16 protein-coding genes are annotated in these 16,313 nt (G+C 65.0%); 6 read left to right on the top strand and 10 right to left on the bottom strand.

The genetic code is table 11. The features are described 5' to 3' along the window. Nucleotides 1–93 precede the first annotated feature (93 nt). From AC1RR3_RS06720 to AC1RR3_RS06675, 10 genes are all read right to left on the bottom strand, one after another. Nucleotides 94–918 (bottom strand): carbohydrate ABC transporter permease, encoded by an 825-nt coding sequence (locus AC1RR3_RS06720; RefSeq protein ID WP_492820626.1) that lies wholly within the window; start codon nucleotides 916–918, stop codon nucleotides 94–96. Further along, on the bottom strand, nucleotides 915–1,853 hold the full coding sequence (locus AC1RR3_RS06715) for a carbohydrate ABC transporter permease (protein ID WP_492820624.1): 939 nt from the start codon (nucleotides 1,851–1,853) through the stop codon (nucleotides 915–917). The genes AC1RR3_RS06720 and AC1RR3_RS06715 overlap by 4 nt, the downstream gene beginning before the upstream one ends. Further along, nucleotides 1,850–3,172 carry an ABC transporter substrate-binding protein gene (locus tag AC1RR3_RS06710; RefSeq protein WP_492820622.1) on the bottom strand — a complete coding sequence of 441 codons (1,323 nt, stop codon included), beginning with the start codon at nucleotides 3,170–3,172 and terminating at the stop codon, nucleotides 1,850–1,852. The genes AC1RR3_RS06715 and AC1RR3_RS06710 overlap by 4 nt, the downstream gene beginning before the upstream one ends. A 79-nt stretch (nucleotides 3,173–3,251) precedes the next feature. Next, the gene (soxA, locus tag AC1RR3_RS06705; protein ID WP_492820620.1) at nucleotides 3,252–4,031 is read right to left on the bottom strand and encodes a sulfur oxidation c-type cytochrome SoxA; all 780 of its coding nucleotides are present in this window, start codon (nucleotides 4,029–4,031) and stop codon (nucleotides 3,252–3,254) included. Continuing rightward, nucleotides 4,028–4,345 carry a thiosulfate oxidation carrier complex protein SoxZ gene (gene soxZ, locus AC1RR3_RS06700; protein ID WP_492820618.1) on the bottom strand — a complete coding sequence of 106 codons (318 nt, stop codon included), beginning with the start codon at nucleotides 4,343–4,345 and terminating at the stop codon, nucleotides 4,028–4,030. The genes soxA and soxZ overlap by 4 nt, the downstream gene beginning before the upstream one ends. Beyond that, the gene (locus AC1RR3_RS06695; RefSeq protein WP_492820616.1) at nucleotides 4,345–4,812 is read right to left on the bottom strand and encodes a SoxY-related AACIE arm protein; all 468 of its coding nucleotides are present in this window, start codon (nucleotides 4,810–4,812) and stop codon (nucleotides 4,345–4,347) included. Before AC1RR3_RS06695 ends, soxZ begins: the two co-directional genes overlap by 1 nt. A gap of 8 nt (nucleotides 4,813–4,820) precedes the next feature. Next, nucleotides 4,821–5,267: a sulfur oxidation c-type cytochrome SoxX gene (gene soxX, locus AC1RR3_RS06690; RefSeq protein ID WP_492820614.1), complete on the bottom strand. Its 447-nt coding sequence runs from the start codon at nucleotides 5,265–5,267 to the stop codon at nucleotides 4,821–4,823. After that, nucleotides 5,260–6,543 carry an FCSD flavin-binding domain-containing protein gene (locus AC1RR3_RS06685; RefSeq protein WP_492820612.1) on the bottom strand — a complete coding sequence of 428 codons (1,284 nt, stop codon included), beginning with the start codon at nucleotides 6,541–6,543 and terminating at the stop codon, nucleotides 5,260–5,262. Before AC1RR3_RS06685 ends, soxX begins: the two co-directional genes overlap by 8 nt. Nucleotides 6,544–6,591: 48 nt before the next feature. Continuing rightward, nucleotides 6,592–8,778 carry a xanthine dehydrogenase family protein molybdopterin-binding subunit gene (locus tag AC1RR3_RS06680; protein WP_492820610.1) on the bottom strand — a complete coding sequence of 729 codons (2,187 nt, stop codon included), beginning with the start codon at nucleotides 8,776–8,778 and terminating at the stop codon, nucleotides 6,592–6,594. An 11-nt stretch (nucleotides 8,779–8,789) separates the two neighbouring features. Next, nucleotides 8,790–9,239: a (2Fe-2S)-binding protein gene (locus tag AC1RR3_RS06675; protein ID WP_492820608.1), complete on the bottom strand. Its 450-nt coding sequence runs from the start codon at nucleotides 9,237–9,239 to the stop codon at nucleotides 8,790–8,792. A 270-nt stretch (nucleotides 9,240–9,509) separates the two neighbouring features. Between AC1RR3_RS06675 and AC1RR3_RS06670 the strand changes: the two genes are divergently transcribed. From AC1RR3_RS06670 to AC1RR3_RS06645, 6 genes are read left to right on the top strand one after another with little or no spacing between them, the layout of a single operon-like run. Continuing rightward, nucleotides 9,510–9,764 (top strand): hypothetical protein, encoded by a 255-nt coding sequence (locus AC1RR3_RS06670; protein WP_492820606.1) that lies wholly within the window; start codon nucleotides 9,510–9,512, stop codon nucleotides 9,762–9,764. Between the two features lie 55 nt (nucleotides 9,765–9,819). Beyond that, a complete protein-coding gene (locus AC1RR3_RS06665; protein WP_492820604.1) occupies nucleotides 9,820–10,893 on the top strand; it encodes a radical SAM protein in 1,074 nt (357 codons plus the stop codon). After that, complete coding sequence (locus AC1RR3_RS06660) at nucleotides 10,890–12,836, top strand: RiPP maturation radical SAM C-methyltransferase (RefSeq protein ID WP_492820602.1); 1,947 nt, start codon at nucleotides 10,890–10,892, stop codon at nucleotides 12,834–12,836. Before AC1RR3_RS06665 ends, AC1RR3_RS06660 begins: the two co-directional genes overlap by 4 nt. After that, the gene (locus tag AC1RR3_RS06655) at nucleotides 12,833–13,993 is read left to right on the top strand and encodes a radical SAM protein (protein ID WP_492820600.1); all 1,161 of its coding nucleotides are present in this window, start codon (nucleotides 12,833–12,835) and stop codon (nucleotides 13,991–13,993) included. The genes AC1RR3_RS06660 and AC1RR3_RS06655 overlap by 4 nt, the downstream gene beginning before the upstream one ends. Next, entirely contained in the window at nucleotides 13,990–15,411 is a 1,422-nt protein-coding gene (locus tag AC1RR3_RS06650) for a class I SAM-dependent methyltransferase (RefSeq protein WP_492820598.1), read from the top strand. Before AC1RR3_RS06655 ends, AC1RR3_RS06650 begins: the two co-directional genes overlap by 4 nt. Before the next feature lie 22 nt (nucleotides 15,412–15,433). Then, complete coding sequence (locus tag AC1RR3_RS06645; RefSeq protein ID WP_492820596.1) at nucleotides 15,434–16,273, top strand: aKG-HExxH-type peptide beta-hydroxylase; 840 nt, start codon at nucleotides 15,434–15,436, stop codon at nucleotides 16,271–16,273. Nucleotides 16,274–16,313: the final 40 nt, after the last annotated feature.

The following is a 16,313-nucleotide window of genomic DNA, read 5'->3' as shown; positions in this document are numbered from 1 at the left end:
TGCCAGAGTTGGCCAATACGTCCTTGCGGTGGATCAATGGCGGAGGGCGCGCCACGCCTTGCGTCCGGGATGTCGGCGGCACCCGCCACGCTGCTACCCGCCCTTGACCGCCCCCGCAGTCAGTCCGGCCACGATCTGCCGCTGCGCCAGCACCGTCAGCAGCAGCACCGGGAGCGTGACGACCAGCGCTGCGGCGGCGAGCGGCCCCCAGCTCAGCTGGTCGAACGAGATCATGTTGTAGACGGCGACCGGCAAAGTGCGCGTCTCGCGTCCGGCCAGCACGATGCCGAACACAAAATTGTTCCAGGAGAAGATGACGGCGAGGATGAAGGCGACCGCGATGCCGGGCTTGGCGATCGGCAAGGCGACGTGGCGAAACACCTGCCAGCGCGTGGCGCCGTCGATCAGCGCGGCTTCCTCCAACTCCAGCGGCGTCGTCTCGAAATAGCCAATCATGATCCAGATCACGATCGGTACCGTCACCACCAGATGGATGATGATCTGCGGCACCAGCGTACCGAGCAGGCCGAGCCACTGGAACATCAGGAACAGCGGGATCAGATAGGACAGACCGGGCGTGATGCGGGCGATCAGGATCACGATCGCGGATTTATGCGCGGCCATGCGCGCGATGCCGTAGCCGGCGGGGACGCCGACGATCAGCGCCAGCGCTGTCGCGCTTCCGGTGACGACCAGGCTGTTGATGAAATAGGTCAGGAAGCGATTGGAGGCGAGCACGTCGGCATAGTTCTTCCAGGCGATATGCTCGGGGAAGAACACTGGCGGGTAGGCGGCGTTGTCGATCTCGAATTTGAGCGACAGCGACAGCATCCAGAGGAAGAACAGGATCGCCGGCGACACGATGACGAACACCGAGAGCCACAGGCCGATCTGGCCAAGGATTTGACGTGGGCTCATGCGCCGTTCTCGATCTCGGTCCACACCATACGCTGGCGGGCGTACAGCATCACCGCGGCAAGCAGGACGATCAGCAGGAAAAACACCACCGCGATCGCCGAGCCGTAGCCGAGGTCGTAATAGGTGAAGGCGACGCTGTAGAGATAGATGTTGATGGTCTCCGACGCCGAGCCCGGTCCGCCTTGCGTGATCGCGAAGATGATGTCGAAACTCTTCACCGCGTCGATCATGCGGATCATGCCGGCGATGAACAGGAACGGCATGATCAGCGGCAAGGTAATGAAGCGGAACACCTGCCAGAGATTGGCGCCGTCGATCTGCGCGCTCTCATAGGGCTCGGTCGGAATTGCGGCGAGGCCCCCGAGCACGATCAGCATGACGAGCGGCGTCCATTGCCAGGTCTCGACCAGCACCAGCGAGGGAATGACGGTCGCCGGATGAAAGACCCAGAGCTGCGGAGGTATCCCGACCAGCGACAGCAAATAGTTCAGCACGCCGAGTTGCGGGTGGAACATCATGGTCCAGACCAGCGCGATCGCGACGGGTGTCGCCATCATCGGCATGATGAAGACACCGCGCAGAAAACCGCGGCCGGCGAATTTCTGGTGGAATACCACGGCCGCGAACGTGCCGAACACCAGCGGCAGCAGCACCGACAGCGCGGTGTAGACGATGGTGTGGACCACCGCCTCGAGAAAGCGCGGATCGCTGGTCAGCCGCAGATAGTTGGAGAACCCGACGAAGGTGGTCGGCGAACCGACCTTCCATTCGTTCAGGCTCATCCAGATGGTGAAGACCCAGGGGAAGATGATGATCGCGACCACGACGACCAGCGCCGGCACCACGAACGGCCAGTAGGACGGCGGCCGCAACTCCTTCTCCGGCGCGGCACCAGACTGTGCCGCGGCCGGAGTCGATTGTGTCAACGCACTCACGTCTTTTCGCTACGCTCCAGGATCGGCCGGTACTGGTCGTTGGCCTTCTTCAGCTCGGCTGCGGGATCGGCGCCCGACAGCGTGGCGGTGAGCGCCGCGCCGACAATGTCGCGGAATTCAGCGACCGGGATCACGACGGGCAGCCCGAGCTTGCTGATCTTGCCGGACTCGATCACCGACTGCAGCCATTCCTTGGTCTTCACGCCCTTCTGGACCTCGGGATCGCCAAGGATCGAGTTGCGGAACGGCACGCCGCCGCCGGCCTGGAGCAGCCGCGCGCCCTGCTGCTTCGAGACCGCCCATTGGCAGAGCAAATAGGCGGCTTCCTTGTTCTTGCTCGCCGCGGCAATGCCGATGCCGTCGCCATAGGTCGAGGAGTACTGTCCCTTGGGCCCGGCGGGCACGACGGTGTAGCCGACCTTGCCGACGATGCGCGAGGCGGCCGGGTCCTCCAGCGGCGGCGCCCAGCCGACGCCGTCGATCCACATCGCCGACCGTCCTTGCGTGAACGAGGCCATCGACTCCATCCAGTTGAAGCCGGCGACGCCGGGCGGGGCGGTCTTCGTCAGCAGCGTCTGGTAGAGCTTGGTCGCGGCAATCGCTTCCGGACCGTCGGTCAGGATGTTGCCCTTGGCATCGAGGAATTCGCCGCCATAATCGAGGAAGAAGTTGCTCCACATCGCCATGTTGGCGTTGCGCAAGCCGCGCCCGACGAAGCCGTAAATGCCTTCCTTGGGATCGGTGAGCTTCTCGGCCGCGGCAACCATCTCGTCGAGGGTCTTCGGCACCGCCACGCCCTTCTTCTCGAACAGCTCCTTGTTGTAATAGAGGATGAAATAGTCCACCGACCAGGGCAGCGACAGCATCTGGCCCTTGTCGTTCTTGGCGTATTGCAGGCCCGCGGCGGAAAAATCGCTCTCGACGAGGTCGGGCGCGGTCAGATTCGGGTCCTTCATGAAGGGCGTCATGTCGGCCAGCCAGCCGGCTTTCTCGAATTGCCGCTTCTGCACGTGATAGCTGAGATGGACGACGTCGAAGCTCGGTCGGCCCGAGGTGAACTCGATCACGACCTTCTGGCGCTGCTGCTGCTCGGGGATCTGCTCCGCCTCGACCTGGATGCCGGTGAGGTCGGTGAATTCCTTGATGTTCTTTTGCAGATTGTCGCCGCGCGGACCCTTGGCGAGGATCACCTCCAGCTTGGTCCCGGCATATTTCTTCCAGTTGACCTCGGCGCGCGCCGGCAATCCGGTCAGGCTGAGCGCGCCAGCCGCTGCGGTGCCGGTCAAGAGCGTGCGGCGCGAGATTCTGTAGTCGACCACTTCTAGTCCTCCCTGTGACTCATCGTATTTGAGGGGGATACTAGCGACCGTGCCGCGCCTGCCTAGTCCTATTCTCGGGTCAGGGGCGAACCGCCGGCGTTTCCATCGGCAGGCCGCGCGCCCGCGACATCAGATAGAGCTCGAGCGCGACGAGCTCCGGTGCACCGTAATCATAGGCCTGGGCGCGAACGCCGCTCATGCAGCTGCGCAAGCGCCGCTCCAGCGACCCCAATGTCTGCCATTCCAGCCGATACAGCGGATAGCCGGTCGGCTGTGCTTGCGTAATGGGCGCGCCGGCAAGGCGCTTGTCGAAATTGTCGTCGTGGCAATTGGTGCAGGCCAGGTTGAGCTGACCCTCGCGCTGCATGAAGAGGTCGCGGCCCCGTTCGACGTAGGGTTTCAATCGCGGATCATCGCCGGCCGTGATCGCGACGCCGCGCGACTGGTGGGCGACGAAGGCGGAGAGTGCCAGCAGGTCGCGGCTCTCATAGGGGAGTGGGGTTGCCTGCTGCTGATCGGCGCGGCAGAGATTGATGCGTTGATCGAGAGTGATGGGACGGGCCAGCGCCTTGTCGAAGGCGGGATAGCGCGCCGCGACGCCCTTCATGCTGCCGCGCGCATCACCGTGGCAATCGGCGCAGGCTTTCCCGGCGGTGCCTGCCTTCTTCATCCACAGGGCCTCACCGTCGAGCACGAACAGCATGCCCGGATTGGACGTGTCGTCATCCTGCATGGCGCGCGTGTCCGGCCCCATGAACGAGTAGCCGGACCGGCGCGCATCGGGCGGGATCTCGCCGGCGAGTAGGACAGGCGCTGCCGCGACAAGTGCCGCCACCATTGTCGCGCGCCAAAATCTCATTCGACTGTGATCGACGCCGAGGCGGTGGACGAATAGCCGTTGTCACCGATCCATTCGAACTCGAACTTGCCGCTCTCCTTCGCGATCGTGAAGAACGACAAATACGGGTTCGCGGCGATCGCCGGAAACAGATCGGCGCGAAAGACCTCTGTGCCGTTATAGCGGCAGGCAAAACTCGTGATGATGTCCCGCGGCACGAGCTGGCCATCGGCGGTGTGGCGGAAGCCAGTTTCCATGATGTGCGAGGTCAGCGTGCGGATCTCGATGATGTCGCCACGCCTTGCCTTCGCGGGAACGTTGATGAGCGCGGCCATCAGTTCATCTCCTCGGTGCAGGCGGCCAGCGTCACGACGATTTCGGCGGTGATCTGCCAGAAGGTATCGTCGGACAGGCGGGCGATTGCCACCACCTTCTGGGTGTCGGCAAGCCGGATCCTGGTCGAGACCTGGGCGCGGCCGGAGGAGGGGTTGAGATAGAAGTTGCCGATGTTGGGCTGCGGGTTCTTCTCGTTGAAGACGTGGATGCTCTTGACGTAGTCGTCAGCGGTCATCGGGCTCGCGACGCTTACCGTCATCGGCACGGTGTTGCCGTTCTCGACCAGCGGCGGAATGTCGAGCTTGACCCTGCCGGTGCGAATCTGGGCTTCGCCGACGACGTTGCGGATGGCGCTGTTGAGCATGGCGGGCGTCGCTTCCAGCGGCCGCAGCGTGACGATCGGGATCGTTCCGGCGACCGTCGCGCTTCCGGCAAGGCTCAAAAACTGTCGTCGCGTGGTTGGCATGAACGGTCCTAGTCCCGAAGCGTAGCAAGAAAAGCCACGACGTCCTCGATTTCCGCGGCCGACAATATCGGCTTGCCGGCAAAATTGCGCCCGACACGCACGAATCCGTCATTGCGATAATAAGACGGCATGATGGTCTCCGGGTTGAAGCGCGACGCATCGACCAGCCGAAGCCGCAACTGGCCTGCCGTCCAGCGGTTCCCGGCGCCGGTGAGGTCAGGCGCGAGGTCGCCCTGGAACCGCGTTTCCGGAAATGGTCCGGAATGGCAGAGGATGCAGGTCGTGGTGCGCGCCAGCACCAGCGCGCGACCGCGCGCGGCATCGCCGGGCGCGCCGGTGAGCGATTCTGCGATGCCGTCGCCGGCGATCTTGTAGGGCACGAGCTCGTCCGCGTTGGCAGCGCAGGCAACACTTGCGGCGATCAGCGCCGCGATATGGACGGCTGCCTTAGCCAAAGGTGTCCGCCGTGATGGTTTGAAACCAGCGCTCGGCGTCGGCCGCCTCGCGGGCGCGCAGCTCGCGCGGGGCATCGACCGGGCTGGTCGCGCCGCCCTCGACCTCCGCGAAGATGTCGCCTTTCGGCTGATAGTTGCCGGCGAGCGAGAAGCCGTAGCCGGGCGCGACGGTGTTGTAGCAGACGCCGGTCAGCCGCGGTGTTTCCGGCGCGCGGCCAGCGAGCAGGTTGACGATCGCTGTGGCGCAGGCCTTGCCTTGTGTGCTCGCGGCCGAGGCCGATTTGGGAATGCCGCCGCCGAGGCAGGCATCGCCGATGACGTGGATGTTCGGGACGAGTTTGGACTCGAAAGTCACCGGATCGATCGGGCACCAGCCGGTCGCATCCGTTGCGCCTGCGATCTCGGCGATGCGGCCGGCGCGCTGCGGTGGGATGACGTTGGCGACCTCAGGGGTGTAGTTGCCGAATTCGGTGACAATGGTCCTTGTTGAAGGATCGACCGAGGTGACGCGGCCGCCTTGCGACAGACCAATGCGTTCGATCATGTCGCCATAGAGTTCCTTCCACGCCTTCTCGAACAGCCGTTGCTGCGAGAAACTGTCCTTGGCATCGAGGATCAGCACTTTCGAGCGCGGCTTCTTCGTCTTCAGATAATGCGCAATCAGGCTGGCGCGCTCGTAAGGCGCCGGCGGACAGCGCGAGGGATTGGCCGGGATCGCGATGGCGACCGTGCCGCCGTCGTCCATCGCCTCCAACTGCCGGCGCAGCAGCAGCGTTTGTGCGCCTGCCTTCCAGGCATGCGGCATTTTTCCTGACGCGGCGTCGTCATAGCCGGGCAGGGCTTCGAAATGGAAGTCGATGCCGGGGGAGAGGACGAGACGGTCATAGGGCAGCGCGACGCCATCGGTCGTCACGACGCTGCGTCGGTCCGGCTCGATCGTGGTCACGGCCTGGCCAATCATTGTGACGCCGTCGGCGGCGAGCTTGTCGTAGTCGAACTGCTGTGCGTCGATGTCGCGCAGGCCCGCGATCACCTCGTTGCTGAAGGGACATGAGGTGAAGACCGCATTGGGCTCGATCAGGATGACCTGCAAGTCTCCCTGCGCGCGCTTCAGCGCGCGGGCACTGGCCGCGCCGCCAAAACCGCCGCCGACCACGACGACACGGCCTGCCGATTGCGCGCGCAGGATCGACGGTCGCGCCAGCGTTGCGGCTGCCGCGGTGATGCCGAGCAGGGCGTTCCGCCGTGTCACCGGGCGCATGGTCATCAGGATCATCCAGGCAAAGCACCGCGGCGGCCGTCGTGGCCGCCGCGGTGCGTCTCTTTACGCGAAGGTGATGTTCTGGTCGCGCAGCGGCACCGAGCGAATGCGCTTGCCCGTCGCTGCGAAGTAGGCGTTGAGCACCGCCGGCGCCGCGACGCCGATGGTCGGCTCGCCGACGCCGCCCCAGAACCCGCCGCTCGGCACCATCACCGCTTCCACCTTCGGCATTTCGTTGATGCGCATCGAGTTGTAGGTGTCGAAGTTGCTTTGCTCGATCTTGCCGTCCTTGACGGTGCAGCCGCCATAGAACAGTGCGGACAGCCCATAGACGAAGGAGCCCGCGATCTGCCGCTCCACCTGCGCCGGATTGACGACGTAGCCGGGGTCGGTGGAGGCAACGATGCGGTGCACCTTGATCTTGCTGCCGTCGGTCACCGAGATCTCGGCGGCGCCGGCAACGTAGCTGCCATAGCCCATCACCTGCGCGATGCCGCGATAGACACCCTGCGGCGCCGGCTTGTCCCAGCCGATTTTCTCGGCCACGGCATTGAGCACCGCCAGATGCTTGGGATGGTTGCCCATCAGCTTGCGGCGGAACTCGAGCGGGTCCTGGCCTGCGGCATGGGCGAGCTCGTCCATGAAGCATTCCATGTAGATCGCGTTGTGATTGACGTTGACGCCGCGCCAGAAGCCGGGCGGGACGTGCGGGTTGCGCATCGCATGCTCGACCAGCAGGTTCGGCACCGAATACCCAATCGCGGCTTCGCCGGACTGGGCGACGCCCTGGAACGCCGCCGGATCCATGCCGTTCTGCAGCGCTTCGGGGCGCAGCGAGAACAGGATCGATTGTCCGGACAGGCGGTAATGCAACGCGACCAGATTGTTGTTGGCGTCGAACGCGCCGGTCATCTTGCACTGGGTGATCGGGTGATACCGGCCGTGCGCCATGTCCTCTTCGCGCGACCACAATAGCTTGATCGGCGTGCCCGGCATCTGCTTGGCGATCATGACGGCCTGGCGGACATAGTCGGTCTGGCCGCGCCGGCCGAAGCCGCCGCCGGGCATCACCTTGTACATGTCGCACTTCTCTGCCGGTAGGCCTGAGGCCTCCAGCACTGCCGCGAAGACGGCTTCGCCGTTCTGCGTGCCGCACCAGACCTCGCATTTGTCGGCGGTGTAGAGCGCGGTGGCGTTCATCGGCTCCATCGTGGCGTGGTTCTGGTAGGGGTAGCTGTAGACGGCCTCGACCTTCTTGGCGGCGCCGGCAATCGCGGCCTTCACGTCGCCGTTCTTGTTGCCGACATAGGCCGGCTGCGAATCGTCGAGGCCTTCGGCCAGCCACTTCGCAATCGACTCGCTGGAGACCTTGGCGTTCTCGCCCTCGTCCCAGACGATCGGCAGCGCTTCCAGCGCGGTCTTGGCGTGCCACCAGGTATCGGCAACGACTGCAACCGCGGTGTCGCCGACCTTGACGACCTTCTTGACGCCTTTCATGCCGGTGATCTTGGCTTCGTCAAAGCTCTTCAGCTTGCCGCCGAACACCGGGCAGTCCTTGATCGCAGCGTTCAGCATGCCCGGCAGCTTGACATCGATGCCGTAGATCATCGTGCCGGTGGTCTTGTCGGCGGTGTCGAGCCGCAGCAATCCCTTGCCCGCGATGGTCCAGTCCTTGGGGTCCTTGAGCTTGACGTCGGCCGGCGGCGTCAGCTTGGCGGCGGCTTCGGCGACCTTGCCGTAGGTCGTCGTCTTGCCGGACGCCTTGTGGGTGATGACGCCCTTGGCGACGGCGCATTCGGAGGCCGGCACCTTCCACTCGTTCGCGGCCGCCTCGATCAGCATCACGCGCGCGGTGGCGCCGCCCTTGCGGACATAGTCCTGCGAGGAGCGGATGCCGCGGCTGCCGCCGGTCGAGAAGTCGCCCCAGGCGCGCTTGCGGGCGACGCTCTGGCCGGGGGTCGGATATTCAGTCGTGACCTTCGACCAGTCGCATTCGAGTTCCTCGGCGACGAGTTGGGCGAGGCCGGTCAGCGAGCCCTGGCCCATCTCGGAGCGGGCGATGCGGATCACGACGGTGTCATCGGGCCGGACCACGACCCAGGCGTTGACTTCGGGCGAGCCATCGGCCGCGCGGACCACGGCGGGGCCGCCCAAGGGCAGATCGAGGCCGATGGCGAGGCCGGCGCCAATCGCGGCGGTGCCGACGACGAAGGCGCGGCGGTTCATCTTGGGAGAGACGTGCTTGTTCATGGGGCAGCTCCTTAGGCGCTTGCGATCGTGTGGATCGCTTCGCGCACCTGCTGGAAGGTGCCGCAGCGGCAGATATTGGTGATGGCCTCGTCGATATCGGCGTCGGTCGGTTTCGGCTTCTCGGCGAGCAGCGCCGCCACCGCCATGATCATGCCGCTCTGGCAATAGCCGCATTGTGGAACATCCTTCGCGATCCAGGCCTGCTGCACCTTGTGCAGCGCGTTCCCGGACGCGAGTCCCTCGATCGTCGTGATCTTCTTGCCTTCGGCCTCGGCGACCGAGACGCCGCAGGAGCGGGTGGCGACGCCGTCCATGTGAACCGTGCAGGCGCCGCATTGTGCAATGCCGCAGCCATATTTGGTGCCGGTCAGGCCGGCATTCTCGCGGATCGCCCAGAGCAGCGGGGTATCCGGCTCGACGTCGAGCGTCAGTGTTTTTCCGTTGATTGTTAGGTTTGCCATCGCAAGTCCCCTGATTGGCCCAATCCACCGATTGGACTCAGAGACACAATGTGTCTGGCAAACTGGAACTGTTCAAATCAATAGTCCGCGGGGTCGCCGTCAAAAGGGGCTGACATGCGCGGGGAAGAATACCGGGCGCGCGGTGTTGCGCGTTGTGAATGGCGGTGCATGTCCGCAGCCTTTGGTCGCATCGAATTCATTTGACTAACCTTAGGTATTGTACAACCTTTGGTTTGATGGATTATTAGTCCATCCTAAGGGAGAATCGCCATGGGTCGCATCGTCACGATTGATCTCGAAAAAGTTCTTGCGTCGGGTAACGATCTCAAAGCCAAGTCACCTTCCGGACTCACCACTCACGCCGATCTGCTCGGCCTTGCCAGCGACGTCAGCAAGGATCCGGTCTCCTATCTGAGCAGCGTCGGCGTACAGCTCGACGACACGACGGCTTCGATGCTGCGGAGCAAGCTGGCCTCGCGTAGCGGCGGTGTCCAGGCCGGCACGATCCATATCGACATCCTCTGATCCGGCATCCGCAGATCATGATGGCCGGCTGACCGGCTCGCCGGGCAGCCGGGATATGAGGTCGTCGGCCATGGCGTTCGGCGCACAATTTTTATCTGATTTCCGCGCGGCCCGGGTGACGCCTACCAATCTTGTTTTGAACGTCACGCTGAAATGCCCGCTCAAATGTTCGCACTGCTGCTTTTCATCTGACATGTTTCACGGCGGCCATCTGTCCGCCGCGGACGTTCATCGTTGCATTCAGCAGGCCGCGCAGATTCCGTCGATGGAGATCGTCCATTTCGTCGGCGGCGATCCTATGCTGCATGCGGACATCGTCGGTGACGCCGTGGCGCTGGCCGCATCGCTGGGCCTGCGTGCCGGCATCACCACGAGTGCGTTCTGGGCCAAGTCGCCTGCGCGCGCGACGGCTTCTGTCCGGCGATTGCGGACTGCCGGACTCACCGAGATGACGCTGTCCTACGATGACCCTCATGCCGAGTTCGTGCCGATCAATTTCATCGCCAATGCGGTGGCGGCGGCGCGTGAGTGCGGCCTGTTGCTGCGGATCGCGGTGGTTATTGAAGCCGGCTCGAAGATCACCGCCGCCAGCCTGCGCGCCGATCTCGGCCTTCAGGACGAGCCCGGCATCAACATCTACGAGACCGTTGCCAACTCGACCGGCCGCGGCGACAGCGTGGACGAGGACACGCAGGCCGGGCGCATTCACCATGCCTCGGCCTATCGCGGTCCCTGTGAGTCCGTTCTCCACACCGTTACGGTCGATCACGAGGGCGGCATCCGGCCCTGCTGCGGTGTGCTGCCCCATCACGACTCGCTGATGGTGGGGCACATCGAGAAGGAAGGGATTGAAGCCGCGATGCGGGCGGCCGCCGACGATCCGCTCTACAGATGGATCAGGCTGGAAGGACCCGTCGCCATTCTCGCCGCTGTCACGGCCAACGATCCCGCGCCGATGCGCGCGGAGGATTTTGACGGCATCTGTACCGCCTGTGATCGCATCTTCCGCTCGCCGGAACTGCTGGCGCGCGTGCGCGAAGCCGCCGAAGTGCGCCGCAGCCAGATCGAGACCTGCGAGATCCTGCTGGCCGGGCAGGCCGCGCCTCAAGACATCACGGTCGCGCCATGAGCACCGATGTCCTCTTCTGCTCGGCGCCGGTGATGTCCGTGGTGCGCCCGTCCGCGGCGCTCGGCCTGTTGCAGGCGCTGCTGCGGCAAAGGGGCATTCGGGCCGAGTCACTCTATCTCAATCTGCTCTTCGCCGACCGCATCGGGCTCGACCTGAACGAGCAGCTTGCGGAAAAATTGCCGAGCCATCTTCTGGCCGGCGACTGGCTGTTCGGCGAATGCCTGGGCACGCGGCCCGGCCGGCCGCAGGCGGAGCGCCACATCCATGAGCTCGGCGCCGCTATCGAGCGCAAGGGGCTGGCGCAGCTCCACGAGATCCGCCGCAATCTGATCCCGTCCTTCGTTGAGGAAGCGGCCGACCGGCTGCTTGAACGCAACCCCAGGATCATCGGCTTCACCTCGATGTTCGAGCAGACGGTCGCTTCGCTGGCGATCGCGGCCGCGGTCAAGGCGCGCGACCCGTCCGTCGTGATCTGCTTCGGCGGCGCCAATTGCCATGGGCCGATGGGCGCGGTGCTGCTGAAGAACTTTTCGCAGATCGACTACGTCTTCAATGGCGAGGCCGACACCGTGATCGGCCCGGCCGTCGAGGCGATCCTGCGCGGCGAGCAGCCGCACGGCATGCCGGGATGCCTGTCCCGCGACCAGCCTGCCACAGGTAGCGCATCCGGTCCGACCGCGATGGATGCGCTGCCGATCCCCGACTACGCCGACTATTTCGCGCAGCTGGCCTGGATGTCGGAAGCCTCGCGTGTGCGTCCGTCTATTCCATTCGAGTCCTCGCGGGGGTGCTGGTGGGGGCAGAAACATCACTGCACCTTCTGCGGCCTGAACGGGGCGGGTATGGCGTTTCGCGCCAAGTCCGCGCCGCGCGTGCTCCGCGAGATCGAGACGCTGCATGCGCAATTCGGAATCGGCCGGTTCGCTGCGACCGACAACATCCTCGGCATGACCCACATCGACGGCGTGCTTGGAAAGCTCGCCGAACGCCCGGCGCATGGCTTTCGCTTCTTCTACGAGATCAAGGCCAACATGGACGAGACGCAGCTCGAGAAGCTGGCGCTTGCGGGGACGGTCTGGCTGCAGCCCGGCATCGAGAGCCTGTCGGACCCGGTGCTGCATCTGATGCGCAAGGGCGTGAGTGCCTTGCTCAACCTGCGTCTGCTGCGCAATTGCCGCGAGCTCGGCGTCGGGCTGGTCTGGTCGATCCTGTATGGATTTCCGGGTGAGCCGCGCGAGGCCTACGACGCGGTTGCCAAAATGGTCCCGCTGCTCGAACATCTTCAGCCGCCGGTCGGCTGCGGCCGCATTCGCCTCGACCGCTTCAGCCCGAATTTCGAACGCGCCGCCGAGATCGGCTTTCACAACGTCACGCCGATGCCGGCCTATGGCGCGATCTATGACGTTCCTGATGAGGATCTCGCCAACCTCGCTTACTTCTTTGAGGGCGATGCGCCCGATGCCGCGCGCGAGCAGGATTTGGTGTCACTCAAGGCTGCGAGCGCAAGATGGCGCGCGCGCTGGTTCGACGGGCCTTTTGCGCCTCAGTTGACGATGACGGCCGTGGGGACCGCGCACCTCGTCAGCGACACCCGCGCTTGTGCGCTTCAACCATTCTACTGCCCGACACCGGCCGAGATCGCCGTGCTCGATCTGCTGCGCAATCCCTGCACGCGGGCGAACGTCGTCGAGCAGCTCGTCGGTCGCTTCGACGCCGCCTCGGTCGAAGCCGCGATGGATGCGATTGTGATGCGACGGTTCGCGATCGAGATCGACGGCAGGGTGCTCTCGCTGGTCACCGAGGCAGGCCGGGAGATCTTTGACGCCGACGCCCGCGCCGAGTTTCCGCTCGGCTTCGTTCTGCCGCGCGAGCGCGCGACGGTTCACGCGGCCCTGGCGGATGTCCGCGACGAGCCGGCTGGCCTGGAACGGGTGCAGCCATGACCGTCGAAGTCCGCCCGCTCGGTGACAAGTGCAACATCAAGTGCCGCTACTGCTATCAGGAGGGCATCCGCACCGCCGGCAACGTGCCGACGCGCTACGATCTCGATGCGATCATGGCGACACTGGACAGATTGGCCGAGCCGTTCAGCCTGTTCGGCGGCGAGATCATGCTGACGCGCCGGCCCGATCTCGAGCGCCTGATGCAGCTTGGACTTGAGCGCCACGGCGGCGTCGGCATGCAGACCAACGGCACATTGATCGAGGAGCGCGACATCGAGCTCTTCAGGAGATATTGCGTTCGCATCGGCATCTCGATCGACGGCCCGGGGCCGCTCAACGATGCCCGCTGGGCCGGCAGTTTACCGGCAACGCGGCGTGCGACCGCGCGGATCGAGGCGGCGATCGAGACACTGTGCCGAGAGGGCATGCCGCCGAATGTGATCGTGACGCTCAATAGAATGAACGCCGCACCGGATCGGCTGGGTGTGCTCTGTGAGTGGATCAGGTTTCTCGGCAGCCTCGGTGTGCGCAAGCTGCGGCTGCATCTGCTGGAGCAGGACGAAACGGAGGCCGGTGAGGGCCTGTCACTCAGCGCACAGGAAAATCTTGCGGCTCTCAGGCGATTGCGCCGGCTCGAACAGGAGCTGCCGTCGGTCCAGTTCGACATCTTCGCCGAGATGGCGGCGATGCTCAGGGGCGATGACGCGCAGACCTCATGCGTTTTCCATGCCTGCGATCCCTATGCGACCCGTGCCGTGGTCGGCGTCGAGAGCGACGGCCGGCTCGGCAATTGCGGCCGCACCAACAAGGACGGGGTGACCCATTTGCGCGCCGGCCGCGAGGCCTTCGACCGCCAGCTCTCGCTCTACCGGACGCCGCAGGCCGACGGCGGATGCCAGGGATGCCGGTTCTTTCTGGCCTGCAAGGGCAATTGTCCGGGCACCGCGATCGGCGGCGACTGGCGGATGCGCTCGATCGATTGTCCGGTGTGGTTCGGCCTGTTCGAGGACATCGAGACTGAGCTTCAGGCGAATGGCGAGGTCGCGCTCAGTCGGTCGGAAAGTCGACCGGATATCGAAGCGAAGATGATCGCCGCATGGTCGATCGGTGACAATCCGACTCTGCATTCGTTGATTCAGCAGGTGGAAGCACCATGACGTCCGCCTGGTCGACATGCTGGTTGTCTTGGCCGCGTCCTCCTCTAGCGGTTGCGCCGCGCGAGCCGGTTCTTGCCAAGGCAGCCGGGCAGCGCATCAGCTTTGGCGGACCGCAGGCGCGCGCGCTCTGGCAGCCGCGACTGGAGCGTCTTGGCGAGGTCGCGCTCGCGATCGAACTGGAGATGGTGCGACTGAAGCGCCTTCCGGCCACTGTGGTTTGGACCGGCTATGATGGCGTCGAAGCCTTGACGGAGCGGGCACGCGCGATTGGCCTCGAAGCGAAGCCGGTCAAGGCGTCGCTCGGCTATGCCGCCGACTGGCCGCAGGACGCGTCGATCGAGGAGCCGAAGCGGCTGCTCGACTACGCGTTCCTGATCGGCGCTGCGCCGCTCGATGTTGCGCTTGCCGAGCCGGCGGCAGAGGACATGGTGAAGACGGCGATACGGTTCGGCTATCCCGCATGCTGCGCAAAATCCTGGGCAGACTATCTCGGGCGCGGCGGAAGCGATCCGCTGGCGAGACTGTTCGCGCGCGATGACAAGGCGGCGATGCCTGCCCACGTCGCGCTCGCGGTTCTCGGATTGGGGCCGGTGCGGCACGCACCGTGTTCTGCGGGCTGTTCCGCCACGCGTGAGTGTTCGCGTGTGTTTCTCGATCTCGGCCGGAAGCTGGGATTTGTCGAAGAGATGGCGTGGCTCGAAGAGATCACGGACTGGGCGGTTGGTGCGTCGCTGGTCAACGGCATCGCCGAAATCACGTCGGCTGCCTTCCGCTGCGTATGGCTGTCCGACGAAGGCATGGCGCCCCGTGACCGCGCAGCAGCGCCGCGCCCGGAGAGACGAGTTGCGGCGGCGGTCGAGCCTTCGGATGACACCGCCATCCTCGCGGAGCTCGGCAGCGGATTTGAAGCCGCGGGATTTGGCAGTCCCTTCGCGATGCGCTCGCGCTTCAGCACAATTGTCTGGGAGCAGACCGCTGCGCTGCGTCGTGCGAGATCGGCTGTGCATGTCGGTTGCGGCGATGGCCTGTTGCTGGAGCTGATCGCGCAGACGCGGCCCAAGCTGAGATTGTACGGCACCGAGCAAGACGCTGTGGCAGCGGACGCCGCACGCCAGCGCATCGGCGCGTCGTCGCCTGTGCTCGGCGGGGACAGCATCGAGGCGCTCGCGGCGCTGTCGCGTCTCGTGCCCGAAGGTATCGATCTCGCCTTCGTCGATCCGGCGCGGCTTGGCAGTCACGAGGCGCTGGCCGCCATCCGCATGATCGCAAAGTCGGTGATCGTGATCGGCACCGATCGCTCACTGCGCCGGTTCAAGGACATGGATACGTATGCTGCAACGATGGGGCTCGCCCTGTTGCCTGGACGCGCAGCTCGAGTCTCAGCGGCCCTCTCGCCGGCGATGGATCGTCTGCACTGACCGGTTCGAAGGAGAACGCACCATGGATGCGATGTCGATTGACTGGGAACGCACCGCGCGCCCGCAGGCCGATGGTTACGACACGGCGGTCGCTCTCGGCCTGATCGAAACCGAGCCGACGCCGTGGCGACCGCTGCCTCCGCTGCGGCCACCGGTGAACGGTGCGCCGGCCATTGCCGAGGGCAGGGTTGCGCTGCGCACCGAGGATCCATTGCTGCCCGCGCCGCGGTTTGTTCCCGACGCGCAAGCCATTCCGGCGCTCGAGCAGGCGCTTCGTTATGTCTGCCGCTGGCCGCTCGCTGCGAAGCAATGGCCTGAGATCGTGCACACCATCCAGTGCTATCGCGACACCGAGCAGCCGACCGATGGGCCCGGTCGCCTCGGCTCGGCCAGCCATTCCGTCGATGCGCGGTTCGGCGTCATCGGCCTCACGGTCAACTGTCCGCTCGCGGCCGCGCAGGCCATCGTTCATGAGATGGCGCATCACAAGCTGAGGGCGTTTGGCGTTGCCAACGAGAATGCGATCCGGATCATCAGCAATCCGCAGGACGAACTTTATTCCAGCCCGATCGTGGTCGACCGGCCGCGTCCGATGACGGCGGTGCTGCACGCGCAGTATTCGTTCATCCACGTCACCCAACTCGACGTGCACATGCTCGAGCAGGAGGAGGACCCGCAGGTTCGCAGCGACATCCGCGCGCTGCTCGCGCGCAATGCCTCGCGGATGGAGAAGGGGTTCGACACCTTGCGGCAGCACGCCCGCACTGACGGGCCCGGCCGCGAGTTCCTTGGTGCGTTCTTCGCCTGGTGCAGCGATGTCCTGGCGAGCAGTCGGAAGCTGCTTGCGACCGAACGGGCCTGAGCGGCACGCTCCGCCGCGAGCCCGGGGTTCCGGGCGCCAA

It is taken from the genome of Bradyrhizobium sp. GW821-FHT13H05 (assembly GCF_058804065.1).
The sequence above is the reverse complement of the archived record's forward strand: the minus strand, read 5'-3'. Positions and strand labels throughout refer to the sequence as shown.

What these genes read in the sequence shown, in the direction of transcription:
- AC1RR3_RS06720 (WP_492820626.1), bottom strand. Translation starts at nt 918, where the DNA reads ATGAGCCCACGTCAAATCCTTGGCCAGATCGGCCTGTGGCTCTCGGTG.
- soxA (WP_492820620.1), bottom strand. Translation starts at nt 4,031, where the DNA reads ATGAGATTTTGGCGCGCGACAATGGTGGCGGCACTTGTCGCGGCAGCG.
- soxZ (WP_492820618.1), bottom strand. Translation starts at nt 4,345, where the DNA reads ATGGCCGCGCTCATCAACGTTCCCGCGAAGGCAAGGCGTGGCGACATC.
- AC1RR3_RS06695 (WP_492820616.1), bottom strand. Translation starts at nt 4,812, where the DNA reads ATGCCAACCACGCGACGACAGTTTTTGAGCCTTGCCGGAAGCGCGACG.
- AC1RR3_RS06685 (WP_492820612.1), bottom strand. Translation starts at nt 6,543, where the DNA reads ATGATCCTGATGACCATGCGCCCGGTGACACGGCGGAACGCCCTGCTC.
- AC1RR3_RS06680 (WP_492820610.1), bottom strand. Translation starts at nt 8,778, where the DNA reads ATGAACAAGCACGTCTCTCCCAAGATGAACCGCCGCGCCTTCGTCGTC.
- AC1RR3_RS06675 (WP_492820608.1), bottom strand. Translation starts at nt 9,239, where the DNA reads ATGGCAAACCTAACAATCAACGGAAAAACACTGACGCTCGACGTCGAG.
- AC1RR3_RS06670 (WP_492820606.1), top strand. Translation starts at nt 9,510, where the DNA reads ATGGGTCGCATCGTCACGATTGATCTCGAAAAAGTTCTTGCGTCGGGT.
- AC1RR3_RS06665 (WP_492820604.1), top strand. Translation starts at nt 9,820, where the DNA reads ATGAGGTCGTCGGCCATGGCGTTCGGCGCACAATTTTTATCTGATTTC.
- AC1RR3_RS06660 (WP_492820602.1), top strand. Translation starts at nt 10,890, where the DNA reads ATGAGCACCGATGTCCTCTTCTGCTCGGCGCCGGTGATGTCCGTGGTG.
- AC1RR3_RS06655 (WP_492820600.1), top strand. Translation starts at nt 12,833, where the DNA reads ATGACCGTCGAAGTCCGCCCGCTCGGTGACAAGTGCAACATCAAGTGC.
- AC1RR3_RS06650 (WP_492820598.1), top strand. Translation starts at nt 13,990, where the DNA reads ATGACGTCCGCCTGGTCGACATGCTGGTTGTCTTGGCCGCGTCCTCCT.
- AC1RR3_RS06645 (WP_492820596.1), top strand. Translation starts at nt 15,434, where the DNA reads ATGGATGCGATGTCGATTGACTGGGAACGCACCGCGCGCCCGCAGGCC.